This is a genomic window from Rhodopila sp. (assembly GCF_035548235.1).
GTDB lineage: Bacteria > Pseudomonadota > Alphaproteobacteria > Acetobacterales > Acetobacteraceae > Rhodopila.
The window spans coordinates 1-14,330 of sequence record NZ_DASZTJ010000122.1 but is presented as its reverse complement, the minus strand read 5'-3'; the positions used below and the strand labels follow the sequence as shown (position 1 = coordinate 14,330).

Genomic DNA, 14,330 nt, shown 5'->3' with positions numbered 1-14,330 from the left:
ACCACGGGCCTGCGTCTGCGCCTGCCGCGCAATTCGGCACGCTTCGCCTCGAGACCCAGCGAACGGTCCGGGACTTCCAAGGCCGTCGGCGGACTTTGCGTGCTCGGCGTGCTTTGCGGTTCCATTTTCCGTACCCGCCCGCACGATCCCGTCCATTCCGCCAACAGACCCCCGTCTCCTACCCATGCCGGAAACTCGAACCGAGACACCCCTGGCCAGCGCGATCCCCGGCGGGGAAAGGGAGATCTAGGGACATGTTCCTTCTTTCCTTGTTCCGGCGAGGCCCCAGGATGGAAGCTGCAAAGGGGAGCGGAACCGGCGTTGAATCCCTCCGTTGGCTGTGGGCGATCGCAGTGGATCGTGCCCGAAGACAACAACGGAGAAACGCATGGCGCCCCCTCAAACGAATTCCACCGGCTTCCCGGAAGACCTGGTCCACAAGGTCGGTGCCGCGGCCGGCCAGATCGCTCGGATTCAAAGCGATTTCGCGTCCAAGGCCGAATCGGAATCAGCGCCCGACGCGCGCGCGGCCCTGGCCTTGGATGCCCGGGCGGCGGCTGAGCAGGTGCTCGATGAGAAAGGCGTCTCGGTGCAGGACTACAACGCGGTCTTGGCCGCCGCCGAAGGCGACCAGGCGCTGGAGCGCCGCCTGCTGGATGCCGCGCGGGAGGGTTACTGAGATGCGGAAATTCCTTGTCCTTGGCGCGGGGATCGCCTTCATGGCCGCCCCCGCTCTGGCGCTGGCGCAACAACCTGGGACGCAGCAGCCCGGCCAGGCGCCGTCAGCCGCGGCGCCGGCCGCCCCCATCTCGGACGCGACGGTCACCAAGGCCGGCGCCGCGCTGCATGACGTTGCCCAGGTGAACCAGAAATACCAGGGTGAGATGCAGTCGGCGTCACCCGCCCAGAAACAGACCCTGTCCGCGCAGGCCAACGCCGAAGCCGTGCAGGCCATTCAGTCGCACGGGCTTTCGGTGGACCAGTATCTCGGCGTCATCCGCACCGCGCAGAACGATCCGAAGTTGAAACAGAGGCTGCTGACGGCGGCCAATAGCGGCGCACAATAAGGGCAGGGCGGTCGCCGGCGGGGGTCACTCCGCCGGCTTCACCCCCACGGCCCGCGTCTCCTCGTCCACGCGGGCCTGGTAGACCAGGCCCTTGCGGGTCGCCCAGATGTTCTTCTGCAGGTGCAGCATGATCACGGGCACGTCCGCCATCGCCTCGCGCATCGCCTGCTGGATGACCTTCTCGCGCGCCCCGTCGTCCATCGTGGTCAGGGCCTGGGCCAGCAGCTTGTCGACCGCGGGGTTGGAATAGCGGCCGCGATTGGCGGTCCCCAAGCCGCGGGACGGGTCCCAGGTGGCAAGCTGCGCGCGCAGCGGATTGGTGCCCTCGCCCGTGCCGGTGCCCCAGCCCAGCAGGAACGCCGCGTAGTCCTGCTTGCCCGCCTGGGTGATGAAGGAGTTCCACGGCAGCGCGTCGACCGTGGTCTGCACGCCGATCCGGGTCCACATCTGTCCGACCGCCTGGATGATCTTCGCGTCGTTCACGTAACGGTCGTTCGGGCCGTGCAGCGTGATGCGGAAGCCCTTGGGATAGCCGGCCGCGGCCAGCAGCGCCTTCGCCTTCGCGGGATCATAGGGCGTGGGCTTCAGGTCGGGCACGTAGCTGTAGGTGCCGGGCGAGAGGTACTGCGCCGTCGGCACCGCCGCGCCTTCCATGACCCGGTCGACGATCGCCTGGCGGTTGATGGCCAGCGACAGGGCCTGGCGCACGCGCAGGTCCATCAGCGGATTGACCTTCAGCGTCTCTCCGTCGGGTCCCGTGACATACGGCGTCGGTCCCGTCCTGGAATGATCCAGCCACAGAAAGATCGCTCGGTTTCCCACCACCTCGGCCAGGGAAACCCTCGAATCGGCCCGCAGTTTCGGCAGGTCGTCGGGCGGGACGAATTCGATGATGTCGGTGTCGCCGGCCAGCAGCGACGCGGTGCGGGCAGCATCGTTGCTGATGATACGATAGCTGACATGCTTCCAGTGGGGCTTGGGGCCCCAGTAGCCGTCATACCGTTCCATCTCGATCCGGTCGCCCGGACGGTAGCTGATGAAACGGAACGGTCCGGTGCCGATCGCGTCCTTGCCGCTGTTGAAGTCCTCGGTCGCCGGGTCGGGGCCCAGCGTGTGGGGGATGATGAAGATCTGGCTGAGGTCGGAGGGCAGGAGCGGGTAGGGCGTGGCGGTGTGCAGCAGGATGGTGTGGTCGTCGACGATCTCGGTCCCCGTCACCGCCTTGGTGTAGATGGCGAAGGAGGCCGGGCTGTTCTTCACATGCGGCACGCGGGCGAGCGTATAGGCGACGTCCTGCGCGGTGAACGGCGTGCCGTCGTGGAACGTGGCCGACCGCAGCTTGAACTCCCACGTCGTGTCGTCGCGCAGCTTCCATGACACCGCGAGGCCGGGGATCATGTGCCCGGCGGCATCGCGGTCCACCAGGCGTTCATAGATCTGGCTGTCGAGCGATTCGTTCGGCGACAGGGTGTGGTAGTGCGGGTCGATGCTGGTGACCGGCGCGGATGACGCGATGGTCAGCGTCTGCGCCCTTGCCCCGGTGGCGGCCCCGCCGGCCATCATTCCGCCGGCCATCGTCCCGCAGGCCAGGATCGCGATCGCCAGATGCTTCACCGGCCCGAGACGCTTCACCGGCCCGAGACGCTTCATCGGCACGAGACGCTTCATCCGCATGCTCCCTTGGGGTATCGGGGCAGGATAGCGAAACGGGGACGAGGTCGGATAGGTAGCAGATGATGGCGTTCGACCTTTTCACCGTCTTCGGCATCGTCGGGGCGGGCTGCTTCATCGCCAGCTACTTCGCCACGCTGCAGGGCTGGCTGGCGCCGGACGGCTGGCGGCTGCCGGCGGTCAACCTGCTGGGGGCGAGCCTGGTGCTGGCGTCGCTGACGGTGGCGTGGAACCTGCCGTCGGTGGTGCTGGAATGCTTCTGGGCGGCGATCAGCCTGTACGGCCTGGTCCGGGCGCTGCTGCGCCGGGCCGGGCGATAGGGCACCAGGATAGAGCAGGCGGAAGCGGACTTACCGCCCGTTCTTCCCCCGCCAGTCGGCGAACGCCTTCAGGTTGGCCTCATCCGTCGCGGGGTACAGCCCGACGATCGTCTGCCCCCCGCGCACCCGTTCGGTGACGAAGTCCTCATAGGCCGTCATCTCGTGCGCCTCGGCGGCGATCTCGTCGGCCAGGTGGGCGGGCAGCACGATCACGCCGTCGTTGTCGCCCACCACCACGTCGCCGGGGAATACCGGCGCGTCGCCGCAGCCGATCGGGACGTTGATGTCGATCGCCTGGTGCAGCGTCAAGTTGGTCGGCGCGGACGGCCGCTGGTGGAACGCCGGGATCGCCAGCGCGGCGATCTCGGCCGCGTCGCGGAAGCCGCCGTCGGTCACCACGCCGGCCACGCCGCGCATCATCAGCCGGGTCACCAGGATGCCGCCGGCCGACGCCGCGCGCGGGTCCTTGCGGCTGTCCATCACCAGCACGGCGCCGGGCGGGCAGTCCTCGACCGCCTTGCGCTGCGGGTGGGTGCGGTCGCGGAACACCTCCAGCTTGTTCAGGTCCTCCCGCGCCGGCATGTAGCGCAGGGTGAAGGCCTCGCCGACCATGCTCTCGGCCAGGGGGTGCAGCGGCTTCACGTCCTGGATGAACTGGGTGCGGAAGCCGCGCTTGAACAGCGCAGTGGCCAGGGTGGCGGTGCTGATGCGCTTCAGCTTGTCGCGCGTCTCGGGGCTCAGGGCCATCGGTTCGTCCCTCGGTCAGTAGATCGCCGGCTCGCCGACGGGCGCGCCGAACTCGGTCTTCAGGAAGTCGAAGTCGCAGCCTTCGTGCGCCTGGCGGATATGGCGGGTGAACATCCAGCCGTAGCCGCGCTCGAACCGCGCCGGGGGCGGCGTCCAGGCGGCGCGCCGGCGGTCCAGCTCCTCATCCGGCACGCGCATGTCGATCCGCCGAGCGGCCACGTCGATGGCGACGGTGTCGCCGGTGCGCAGCAGGCAGAACGGGCCGCCGATATAGCTCTCGGGCGAGACATGCAGCACGCAGGCGCCGTAGCTGGTCCCGGACATCCGCGCGTCCGACAGCCGCAGCATGTCGCGGTGGCCTTGCTTCAGCAGCGCCTTGGGCATCGGCAGCATGCCCCATTCCGGCATTCCCGGCCCGCCCTGCGGCCCGGCGTTGCGCAGCACCATCACGTGGTCGGGGGTGACGTCCAGCGTCTCGTCCTCCACCGCCTTCTTCATCGACGGGTAGTCGTCGAACACCAGGGCCGGGCCTTCATGTTTCAGGAAGCGCGGGTCCATGGCGCAGGGCTTGATGACGCAGCCTTCGGGCGCGAGGTTGCCGAACAGCACCGCCAGCGCGCCCTCCCGGTAGATCGGGTTGTCCAGCGGCCGGATGACGTCGTCGTTGATCACGCGCGCGCCGGCGATGGTCTCGCCCACCGTCAGGCCGGTGCAGGTCAGCGCCTGCGTGTCCAGGTGGCCGCGGATGCGCTCCATCAGCGCGCGGATGCCGCCGGCGTAATAGAAGTCCTCCATCAAATAGGTCGTGCCGCTGGGCCGCACGTTGCCGATGACCGGTACCTCCTGGCTGAGCCTCTCGAAGTCCTGCAGCCCGAACCCGGCATGCCCGGCGCGGCGGGCGAGCGCGATCAGGTGGATCAGCGCGTTGGTGGAGCAGCCCATCGCCATCGCCACGGCGACCGCGTTGCGGCAGGCGGCTTCGGTGGCGATGCGGTCCGGCGTCAGGTCCTCCCACACCATCTCCACGATGCGCCGCCCGGTGGCCGCGGACAGGCGCGGATGGTTGGAATCCGGCGCGGGGACGGAGGAGAAGCCGGGCAGCGAGAAGCCCAGCGCCTCGATGATCGCCGTCATCGTGCTGGCGGTGCCCATGGTCATGCAGGTGCCGTGGCTGCGGGCGATGCCCTGCTCGACGCCGGTCCAGTCGGCCGGGGTGATCTTCCCGGCGCGCAGCTCGTCCCAGTATTTCCAGGAGTCCGAACCCGATCCCAGCACCTTGCCGTTCCAGTTGCCGCGCAGCATCGGGCCGGCGGGCAGGAAGATCGCCGGGACGCCGGCGCTGAGCGCGCCCAGCAGCAGGCCGGGGCCGGTCTTGTCGCAGCCGCCCATCAGCACGACGCCGTCCACCGGCAGGCTGCGGATCTGTTCCTCCGCCTCCATCGCCAGCAGGTTGCGGTACAGCATCGTGGTCGGCTTCATGAAGTTCTCGGGCAGCGCCAGCGACGGCAGCTCGATCGGCAGCCCGCCGGCCTGCAGCACGCCGCGCTTCACGTCCTCGACGCGGGAGCGGAAATGCTGGTGGCAGGGGTTGATGTCGGACCAGGTGTTCAGGATGCCGATGACGGGCTTGCCGGCCCAGTCCTCCTCCGACCATCCCATCTGCATGGCGCGCGAGCGGTGCCCGAAGGAGCGGAGGTCGGCGGGGCCGAACCAGCGCGTGCTGCGCAGGGAGTCGGGCGTGCGGGTGCGGGGCAGCGGGGATTTCGGCATGAACGGTCGGCCCTCGGTTGAAGCGGGTGGTTTTGGAACGGTTGGCGGGGTGTGTCGAGGGGCGTCACCCGGCTGTCTTCCGGGGGGATGTCATGCGGCGGCCCCGGGGAATGTCCCCGGGGAATGTCCCTGGTGAATGCCCCTGGTGGATGCCCCTGGTGGATGCCCCTGGTGGATGCCCCCGGTGGATGCCCCTGGTGGATGTCCCTTGGGGGGGGACCGGCGGCCGGACGCCGTGCGTTCGCGCTGCCTGCCGGCTTTCCGAGCGAGGGGCGCGGCCGTATAGTCGGCGGCATGTCGGATGCGCGGATAAATCCTTTCTTTGCGGGCCTCGCCTGCCGCTGTCCGGGTTGCGGACGGGGGCCTCTGTTCGGCGGGTTCCTGACGGTCCGGCCCCGATGCGAGGTGTGCGGGTTCGACCTGCAGAGTGCCGATAGCGGCGACGGCCCGGTCTTCTTCGTCGCCCTGGTGGGCGGGTGCATCGTCACCTTCGGTGCGTTCTTCGTCGAAATGAAGTTCGAGCCGCCGATCTGGCTGCAGATCGTCATCTGGCTTCCGCTGACGGTGCTGATCTGCGGGGTCTTGCTGCGGATCAGCAAATCCATGCTGATCGCCTACCAGTTCCACTTCAAGGCCGCGCAGGGTCAGGTGGCAGCGCCGCAGCGGCCGCAGACGCCGGACGAGCGGAAAGAGGTCTGAAACCCGGCGTCCGCCGACGGAGGGGCATCGCGTTCTAACGGTCCTCCAGCACCTCCCGCAGCGCCGCCGCCAGTTCCACCCGGCCGTACGGCTTGCTCAGCAGCCGGAACCGTCCCAGCGCGTCCCCATCCACGTGGGCCTGCGGGAACCCCGACGTCAGCACGATCTTCAGCGACGGCAGCCGTTCATGGGCCATGCGCGCCAGCGCGAACCCGTCCATCCCGCCCGGCATGACGATATCGGTGAACATCAGGTCGACCGGCTGCTCCGACAGCATCTCCAGCGCCGCTGCGGGCCGGTCGCATTCCAGCACGCGGTAGCCAAGCTGGCGGAGCTGGCGCAGCACGACGCGCCGCACGGCCGGGTTGTCCTCGACCACCAGGATCGTCTCCCCGGTATCGGCCGCTACCGTCTCGGCCAGACCGTCGGCTTCCTGCGGGCCGTCCTCGCCGGTCGCGCGCGGCAGGTACAGGCGGAAGGTCGTGCCTGCTCCGACCTCGCTGTAGACGGCGATGTGGCCGGCCGACTGCTTGATGAAGCCGAACACCATGCTCAGGCCGAGGCCGGTGCCCTTGCCCGGCTCCTTGGTGGTGAAGAACGGGTCGAAGATCCGGCTCATGGCGTCGGGCGGGATGCCGGTGCCGGTGTCGCTGACCTCGATCAGCGCATAGTCGCCCGGCACCACTTCCTGGCGGACGCTGGCATAGTCCGCGTCCAGGTGCTGGTTCCGCGTGCCGATGATCAGCCGCCCGCCGTTCGGCATGGCGTCGCGGGCATTGGTCGCCAGGTTGGCCAGCGACGCCTCCAACTGCGCCGGATCGGCGATCACCGGCCAGATGCCGGTGCCGAGGTTCAGCGACACCTCGATCGATTCCCCGATCAGCCGGCGCAGCAGCAGCGTGGTCTCCCGCAGCAGCGCGTTCACGTCGATCTCGCGCGGCTGCAGCGGCTGCTGGCGGGCGAAGGCGAGCAGCCCGCGCGTCAGGTCGGCGCCGTGCAGGGCGGCGTCCAGCGCCCCCTGGACCACCTCGCGCAGCTCCGTGTTGCCGGGCGCCAGTTCCTCCGCCCCGTCCAGGCTGCCGATGATGACCGTCAGCAGGTTGTTGAAGTCGTGCGCCATGCCGCCGGTCAGGTTGCCGATGGCCTCCATCTTCTGCGCCTGGCGGAGCTGGTTTTCGATCATCAGCTTCTGCGTCAGGTCGCGGACGAAGCCGTTGAACAGCACGTGCTTGTCGCGCCGGTGGATCACGGTCACCGCCTGCTCGATCCGCACCAGGCTGCCGTCGCGGCGCACCGCGTCCATCTCGCGCCGCACGCCGATGAAGTGCGACTGGCCGGTCGAGATGTACCGCGCCACTTCCTGGCGCACCCGTTCGCGCTCGTCCGGGCGGAACACCCGCTCCTCCAGCCGTGCGCCGAGCATTTCTTCCCGCGACCAGCCGAAGATGGCCTCGGCCTGGTTGTTCCAGGCGGTGATCGTCAGGTCCTGGTCGAACTGGACGAAACCATCCAGCGCGCCGTCGAGGATCTGTTGCGCCGTGTTCTCGGATTCCGCCAGCCGGGTGAGCGCCTGCTGCTGCTCCTCCTCGCTTTTCCGCCGCTCCGACTGGGCGGTCCACAGGGCGTCGGAGACTTCGTCGACTTCGCGCAGGCCGGTGGCCGGCGGGGCGTTCGGCGCGTCGCGGACGGCGGCGAACCGCCGCAGGGACGCGATCGGCCGGCTGATCCGGTTCGCGGTATAGAGCGCGATCGCCACGCTGACGAGCAGCAGCACCGCCGCCGCCACGACCGTCGTCAGCGCCTCGGCCTCCGCCCGCGCCTCCAGCGCGGCGCGGGGGATGCCGATCGCGACGGCCCAGTCATAAGGCGGGGTGCGGGTGAAGACGCTTACCGTCGGGATCCCTTCGCGGGAGATGTTGTCCTCGGTGGCGCCGCTGTCGTTGCGCGCCAGGTGCGCGCGCAGGCTCTCGGGAAGCGGCTGGCCGATGAAGCGGTTGCCATCGGGGAAGCGGGCGACCAGGTGTAGCGTCGAGTCATAGACCCCGGCGATCCAGGTCGACGGCAGGCCGTCGGTCAGGATGTGCTCGAAGGCCTCCAGGCGCGGGTTGACGGAGATGACATAGCGGACGCTGCCGTCGGGTGCCTTCACCGGCACGTCGACGGCGATCACCCAGCGATTGTCCGTCTGCGACCTCCGGATCCCCGAGACGGCCGGCAGGCCGGTGGCGAACACCTGCTCCGTCGTGCGCATGTCGCGCCGCTTGTGCGGCGGCGTGCCGGGGGGGAGGTCGAGGTTCATGACCTCGGTCCCGTCCCGCCGCAGCAGCAGGATGTTGGCGCCGGGAAAGCTTGCCTGCACGGCTTCGGCGCGCCGGCGCAGCTCCGTCATGTCGGGCGGGTCGGACTGCAGGGCCGGCGTGGTGGCCAGCACCGTCATGTTGCGGACATAGCCGTCGAGCTCACGCGAGACGAGGCGCGCCATGCTGTGGGCCAGCACGAGGGTTTCCCGCTTGGTGGAGCGGATGTCCTCCTGGAAGTCCCGGTATTGCTGGACGAACGTCAGGGCGAGCAGCGGCAGGAGGCTACCGGCGACCAGTAGCAGGAGCCGAGCCTGCAGCGATGTGGCGCGCCGGCTGCGACGAATCGGGGTCGAACCGGCTCCTGCGTCTTGCATTCGGTTGGTCTCTCGCGGCGAAGCGAACGTCCGTGTCACGCCCGCTCGGGCGCCCTATTAGGATGACGATAGGAGAAATCGGCCTTCACACGCAACCGAAGGTGGCGCGGCTTCGGGCTTCGGAGCGGGAGGCGGCGATGCGTCGCGGGGACGGCGCGGCATTCTTGACGAGGATCAAGGCGCGTGCTGCGCGGGAACTTTCAGCGCGTTCCTGGTCCGCGGGCGGGGGCGTCGGCATTTTTTTGCCCGACCGGAACAGGATGTTATGATATGATACAATTTACGCAGCGTCGTATCGATTCGACATTGCATATATCACATATCAAACGATACGATAATCGTTCAATCGTCGACGCGATGGATGTCGTGGGTAACGAGGCCGCCGTCGCCCTGCGGCAGCTCCAGCCAGTCGGTGTGGCGCAGCGTCCGCTGCGTGTCCCGATAGCCGCTTTCCCAATGGTCGCGCATCGAGGTGCCGCTGAACTCGTAGTCCTTCGACTGCGTCTCATAGGCGGTCTGCTGGTAGATCATCTGCACGATCGTCACCCGCGGCAGCCGCGACAGTCTTTCCTTGATTTGCGCCTCTTCCTCGGTCAGCAGCTCTGCCGGCATCTTGTCCAGCAGTTGCTTGACGAAGGCGTTCCGGGCGTGGCGGTCGCAGAAATAGTCGGTGACCAGGCGTGTCCGGCTGGAATACTGGATGTCCTTCTGGCGGGCGAGGACGTCGTGCATGTCCCGGGGCAGGGACCCGCGGGCGCTGAACAGGTCGACCTGGAAGATCAGCGTGTTCTCCGTCCCCGCGGTGTCCAGCACGTGCTGCAGGGGCGTGTTGGAGACGAGGCCGCCGTCCCAGTAATAATCCGTGCCGACCCGCACCATCGGAAACGCCGGCGGCAGGGCGCCGCTGGCCATCACGTGTTCGGGCAGGATCGACACGCGGCGGCTGTCGAAGAAGGCGAAATTGCCGTTCAGCACGTTCACGGAGCCGGCGGCATAGCGCACCGTGCCGCTGTTCAGCAGGTCGAAGTCGACCAGCCGCAGCAGCGTCTCGCGCAGCGGCGACGTGTCATAGAACGACGTCGCGGTCCGTCCGCCGCGCGGGCTGAGCCAGGGGTTGATCGGCTGCGGGGCGAAGAACGCCGGCTGGCCGAACCAGGTCGTCAGCAGCGAGGACCAGGTGTTGCGTGCCTTGCGGGCGTCGTCGCCGTCCGGGGTGACCCACCAGACCCGGCGGGCGGTCACCTCCTCCCAGAACGCGCGCAGGCGTTCCACCCGGCGTTCGCGCGGGTTGCCGGCGATGATCGCGGCGTTGATGCCGCCGATCGAGACGCCGGCGACGCTGTCGGGCTCCAGCCCCGCCTCGTGCAGGGCCTGGTAGATCCCGGCCTGGTAGGCGCCCAGCGCGCCGCCGCCCTGCAGCACCAGGGCGATCGTGTCGCAGCCCTCGGGACGCCAGCGCGGGGCGGGCGACTGCTCCTCGGGCAGGATGGTCGCTTTCCCGAGGCCCGGCAGGTTGACCGGCGGCGTGGTGGCATCCATGGCGGAATCCCCTGACGATAGGACAGGTGACGATCGGACGGGCGCGCCGTCTCGAACGTCACGTCTGCCCGGCCAGGGTTCGGGATGGACCGTCCCGGCGTCAAGCGTTCCGTTGGGCGGCGGGCGGGATTTCAAAAAACTGTCCTATCCGCGGTCCCGCCCCTGGGTCATGATGCAGTGCGAAAACCGGAGACAGCGCGATGACCCGTGACGAGATCCTCTCCGCCTCGGCGATGCCGCTCGCCAGCCCCAGCTATCCCAAGGGACCGTACCGGTTCGTCGACCGGGAATATCTGATCGTCCACTACGAGAGCGATGCCGACGCCATCCGGGCGCTGTTGCCCGAACCGCTGGAGCCGGACGGGAACCATGTGTTCTTCGAGTGGATGAAGATGCCGGACAGCACCGGCTTCGGCTCCTACCAGGAAAGCGGCATCGGCATCGCGGCGCGCTTCAACGGCATGAAGTGCAACTACAGCTGCCAGATGTACCTGGACGACGAAAGCCCGACGACGGGCGGGCGCGAGATCTGGGGCTTCCCGAAGAAGATCGGCGTGCCCGACCTGAAGGTGGTGCACGACACGCTGACCGGCACGCTGCACTACGCGGACCGGGAGGTCGCGCTGGGCACCATGGCCTACAAATACCAGTCCCTGGCGCAGGACCATGGGGAGACGGCGAAGGCGCTCGCCGGGTTGAACGTCAACCTGAAATTCATCCCCGACGTCGACGGCTCGCCGAAGATCGCGCAGTTGGTCGGCTATCACCTGCAGGACATCACCCTCAAGGGCGCCTGGGCGGGACCGGCGCGGCTGCACCTGGTGCCGCACGTCAACTGCCGGGTCGCCGACCTGCCGGTGCGCAGGATCCTGTATGGCCGGCACCTGATCGCCGACCTTACACTGCCGTACGGCGAGGTGCTGCACGACTACCTCGCCTGATGCGGCGGCGTGAGACTGACAAGGGGACAAAGCGATGAGTTTGAAGGGTAAGGTTGCGCTGGTGACGGGCTCGACCAGCGGCATCGGCCTCGGGATCGCGCAGGCGCTGGCCGCGGCGGGCGCGGACGTGATGCTGAACGGCTTCGGCCCGGCGGACGCGATCGAGACGGAGCGCGCGGGCATCGAGGCGAAATACGGCGTCAAGGCCGGCTATGACGGCGCCGACATGTCCAAGCCCGACCAGATCGCGGCGATGGTGGCGAACACCGCGAAGGCGATGGGGTCGGTCGACATCCTGGTGAACAACGCGGGCATCCAGTTCACCGCCGATGTCGAGGACTTCCCCAACGAGAAATGGGACCAGATCATCGCCATCAACATGTCGGCGGTGTTCCACGGCATGAAGGCGGCGATCCCGCTGATGAAGGCGAAAGGCTGGGGCCGGATCATCAACATCGCCTCGGCCCACGGCCTGGTCGCCAGCGCGCAGAAGGTCGCCTATGTCACCGCCAAGCACGGCGTCGTCGGCATGACCAAGGTGGCGGGGATCGAACTGGCCAATGCCGGCGTGACGGTGAACGCGATCTGTCCCGGCTGGGTGCTGACCCCGCTGGTGGAAAAGCAGCTCCAGGACCGCGCGACGCGCGACGGCTCGACCGTCGAGAAGGAGACGCATGCCTTCGTGACGGAGAAGCAGCCGATGGCGAAGTTCTCGACCCCGGAGCAGATCGGCGGGCTGACGGTGTTCCTGTGCTCCGATGCCGCCGCGACCATCACCGGCGCGCCGCTGTCGATCGACGGCGGCTGGGTGGCGCAATAGGGCGCTGGCGGGGGCGGTCGTCGCCCCCCTTCGTCGCCCCCCCTTCGTCGCCCCCCCCCTTGGTCGCTGGGAGCGTCATCCGATAAACTCTCCCGCTTCCCTCGCCGATTGTGTAGAACCTTCCATATACGACCTGCGATGGAGTGACCATGGACAGCCGGGAAACGGCGCGTTTCGCCGCGATGATGACGAAGTCGGCGGACCTGAAGCGCCGGATAGCGACGGAGTTGGCCGACACGGTCGTCAAGGTGGTCGATGCCTGCGAGACCAGCCTGCGGGCCGGCGGCAAGCTGCTGTTCTGCGGCAATGGCGGGTCGGCGGCCGACAGCCAGCACCTGGCGACCGAGATGCTGATCCGGCTGCGCGGCAGCCATGAACGCCCCTCGATCGCGGCGCTGGCCCTGACGCTCGATCCGGCGATGCTGACCGCCTGCGGCAACGACTACGGCTACGACCGGGTGTTCGAGCGGCCGCTGCGCGGGCTGGGGCGGGCCGGGGACGTGCTGTTCGGGATCACCACCTCCGGCCGGTCCGGCAACGTCGTCAAGGCGCTCGCGGCGGCGCGGGAGATGGGGATCGTCACGGTGGGCATGCTGGGCGGGTCCGGCGAGCCGGCCCTGAGCCTCTGCGACCTCGCCCTCCTCGTCCCCGACACCGAGACCGCTCGGATTCAGGAATGCCACATCGCACTGGGGCACGCGGTGCTGGAACTGCTGGAGGACCGTATCGTGGCACGTCCGCTCGCTTGAGCATCCTGCTGACAGGCTGCGCGGGGTTCATCGGGTTTCACGTCGCGCAGGCGCTGCTGGATCGGGGCGAGGCCGTCATCGGCGTCGACAACCTCAACGACTACTACGACGTCCGGCTGAAGGAAGCGCGGCTCGCACGGCTGGCCGAACGGGCGGGGTTTGCGTTTTCCCGGGTGGACGTGTCGGACCGGGAGGCGATGGCGGCGCTGGTGGCGGCGGCGCCGGATGTGACGGCGGTCGTGCACCTGGCGGCGCAGGCGGGGGTGCGGTTCTCGATGGTGGACCCGTACGCCTATGTCCAGTCGAATGTCCTCGGGCATCTGGTGATCCTGGAGGCTTGTCGTAAAATCAGTGGGTTGCGGCACGTTGTTTATGCCAGTTCTTCATCGGTCTACGGGGCGAACCGGGACTTGCCGTTCCGCGAGACGGACCGGGTGGACGCGCCGGTGTCGCTGTACGCCGTGACCAAGCGGGCGGACGAACTGATGAGCCATGCCTATGGCCACCTGTTCGGCCTGCCGCAGACGGGGCTGCGGTTCTTCACCGTCTACGGTCCCTGGGGGCGGCCGGACATGGCGTATTACAGCTTCGCCCGAGCGATCGTGGCGGGAGAGCCGATCACGTTGTACGAGGGCGGGCGGCTGAAGCGCGACTTTACCTATGTCGACGATATCGTGGCCGGGGTGCTGGGGGTGCTGGACCGGCCCCCTGCCGGGGATGCGCCGCGGCTGCTGAACATCGGCAACCATGCGGCCGAGGAGGTGCGGACGCTGGTTGCGCTGCTGGAGGCCGGGCTGGGCCGGCGGGCGGTGGTGCGGGACGCGCCGCGGCCGGCGGCGGACGTTGAGGAGACGTTCGCGTCGGTGGAGGCGATCGGGGCGTTGGCCGGGTTCCGCCCGGCGGTAGGGCTGGCCGAGGGGATCGGGCGGTTCGTGGCCTGGTTCAAGGCGTGGCACGCGGTCGCTTGAGGCTGTGCCGGGTGGGTTGGCGCGAAAAAAAGTTTTGCGGACTCGCTTGACCGCGGGATCGGCTTGGCCTACATCGCCGTCCACCGCTGAGGGCGACGCCTCTTGCATCCCCTTGGTGGTTACGCTAGGCTCTTCGGTCTGTTCCGGGGAATCGGGCGGCACAGCAAGGCAATTGGAGCCTGTCGGCCTACCGGAAAGTGGGCGAGGGGTTCTTTTTCGCCTTCGGTTCTTTGACAAGAGAATAGGCTAGGAAGGGATACGTTGGCGGCGCTCTGTTGCGATGCTGAGAGGCATTGTGGCTGAAGGTTTTTGGGCTGGGGTGTTTGGTATTGGGTGTTGGATCCTGATGCTGGATGTTTTGGTTG

General features: G+C 68.3%; 13 protein-coding genes. 8 read left to right on the top strand and 5 right to left on the bottom strand.

Annotation, left to right across the window (positions count from 1 at the left end; all coding sequences use genetic code 11):
- Positions 1-388 precede the first annotated feature (388 nt).
- Together VHB27_RS10760 and VHB27_RS10755 are read left to right on the top strand one after the other, a co-directional pair.
- Entirely contained in the window at positions 389-679 is a 291-nt protein-coding gene (locus VHB27_RS10760) for a DUF4168 domain-containing protein (RefSeq protein WP_325600146.1), read from the top strand.
- 1 nt (position 680) lies between these two features.
- Positions 681-1,067 carry a DUF4168 domain-containing protein gene (locus tag VHB27_RS10755; RefSeq protein WP_325600144.1) on the top strand — a complete coding sequence of 129 codons (387 nt, stop codon included), beginning with the start codon at positions 681-683 and terminating at the stop codon, positions 1,065-1,067.
- Between the two features lie 24 nt (positions 1,068-1,091).
- On the opposite strand, the gene VHB27_RS10750 is transcribed toward VHB27_RS10755, so the two are convergent.
- Positions 1,092-2,735 carry an ABC transporter substrate-binding protein gene (locus tag VHB27_RS10750; RefSeq protein WP_325600142.1) on the bottom strand — a complete coding sequence of 548 codons (1,644 nt, stop codon included), beginning with the start codon at positions 2,733-2,735 and terminating at the stop codon, positions 1,092-1,094.
- Between the two features lie 68 nt (positions 2,736-2,803).
- Between VHB27_RS10750 and VHB27_RS10745 the strand changes: the two genes are divergently transcribed.
- A complete protein-coding gene (locus VHB27_RS10745) occupies positions 2,804-3,058 on the top strand; it encodes a CBU_0592 family membrane protein (RefSeq protein ID WP_325600140.1) in 255 nt (84 codons plus the stop codon).
- Between the two features lie 30 nt (positions 3,059-3,088).
- Here the strand turns inward: VHB27_RS10745 and VHB27_RS10740 are convergent, their stop codons facing one another.
- Both VHB27_RS10740 and araD read right to left on the bottom strand, forming a co-directional pair.
- Positions 3,089-3,805, bottom strand: coding sequence for a ribonuclease activity regulator RraA (locus tag VHB27_RS10740; RefSeq protein ID WP_325600138.1), 717 nt, complete (start codon positions 3,803-3,805; stop codon positions 3,089-3,091).
- A 15-nt stretch (positions 3,806-3,820) separates the two neighbouring features.
- A complete protein-coding gene (gene araD, locus VHB27_RS10735) occupies positions 3,821-5,575 on the bottom strand; it encodes an L-arabinonate dehydratase (RefSeq protein ID WP_325600136.1) in 1,755 nt (584 codons plus the stop codon).
- An 87-nt stretch (positions 5,576-5,662) separates the two neighbouring features.
- On the opposite strand from araD, the gene VHB27_RS10730 reads away from it, so the two are divergent.
- Positions 5,663-6,274 carry a DUF983 domain-containing protein gene (locus VHB27_RS10730; protein ID WP_325600134.1) on the top strand — a complete coding sequence of 204 codons (612 nt, stop codon included), beginning with the start codon at positions 5,663-5,665 and terminating at the stop codon, positions 6,272-6,274.
- 34 nt (positions 6,275-6,308) lie between these two features.
- Here VHB27_RS10730 and VHB27_RS10725 read toward each other — a convergent pair whose 3' ends face one another.
- Both VHB27_RS10725 and VHB27_RS10720 read right to left on the bottom strand, forming a co-directional pair.
- Positions 6,309-8,948 carry an ATP-binding protein gene (locus tag VHB27_RS10725; RefSeq protein WP_325600132.1) on the bottom strand — a complete coding sequence of 880 codons (2,640 nt, stop codon included), beginning with the start codon at positions 8,946-8,948 and terminating at the stop codon, positions 6,309-6,311.
- A 342-nt stretch (positions 8,949-9,290) separates the two neighbouring features.
- Positions 9,291-10,487: a patatin-like phospholipase family protein gene (locus tag VHB27_RS10720; RefSeq protein ID WP_325600130.1), complete on the bottom strand. Its 1,197-nt coding sequence runs from the start codon at positions 10,485-10,487 to the stop codon at positions 9,291-9,293.
- Positions 10,488-10,687: 200 nt separating this feature from the next.
- On the opposite strand from VHB27_RS10720, the gene VHB27_RS10715 reads away from it, so the two are divergent.
- The 4 genes from VHB27_RS10715 to VHB27_RS10700 all read left to right on the top strand — a co-directional run bounded on the left by VHB27_RS10715 (position 10,688) and on the right by VHB27_RS10700 (position 13,965).
- Positions 10,688-11,428 (top strand): acetoacetate decarboxylase, encoded by a 741-nt coding sequence (locus VHB27_RS10715; RefSeq protein ID WP_325600128.1) that lies wholly within the window; start codon positions 10,688-10,690, stop codon positions 11,426-11,428.
- 34 nt (positions 11,429-11,462) lie between these two features.
- Positions 11,463-12,248 carry a 3-hydroxybutyrate dehydrogenase gene (locus VHB27_RS10710; RefSeq protein WP_325600126.1) on the top strand — a complete coding sequence of 262 codons (786 nt, stop codon included), beginning with the start codon at positions 11,463-11,465 and terminating at the stop codon, positions 12,246-12,248.
- Positions 12,249-12,397: 149 nt separating this feature from the next.
- On the top strand, positions 12,398-12,997 hold the full coding sequence (locus VHB27_RS10705) for a D-sedoheptulose-7-phosphate isomerase (protein ID WP_325600124.1): 600 nt from the start codon (positions 12,398-12,400) through the stop codon (positions 12,995-12,997).
- Positions 12,994-13,965, top strand: coding sequence for an NAD-dependent epimerase/dehydratase family protein (locus VHB27_RS10700; protein WP_325600122.1), 972 nt, complete (start codon positions 12,994-12,996; stop codon positions 13,963-13,965). The genes VHB27_RS10705 and VHB27_RS10700 overlap by 4 nt, the downstream gene beginning before the upstream one ends.
- The last annotated feature ends 365 nt before the right edge of the window (positions 13,966-14,330 follow it).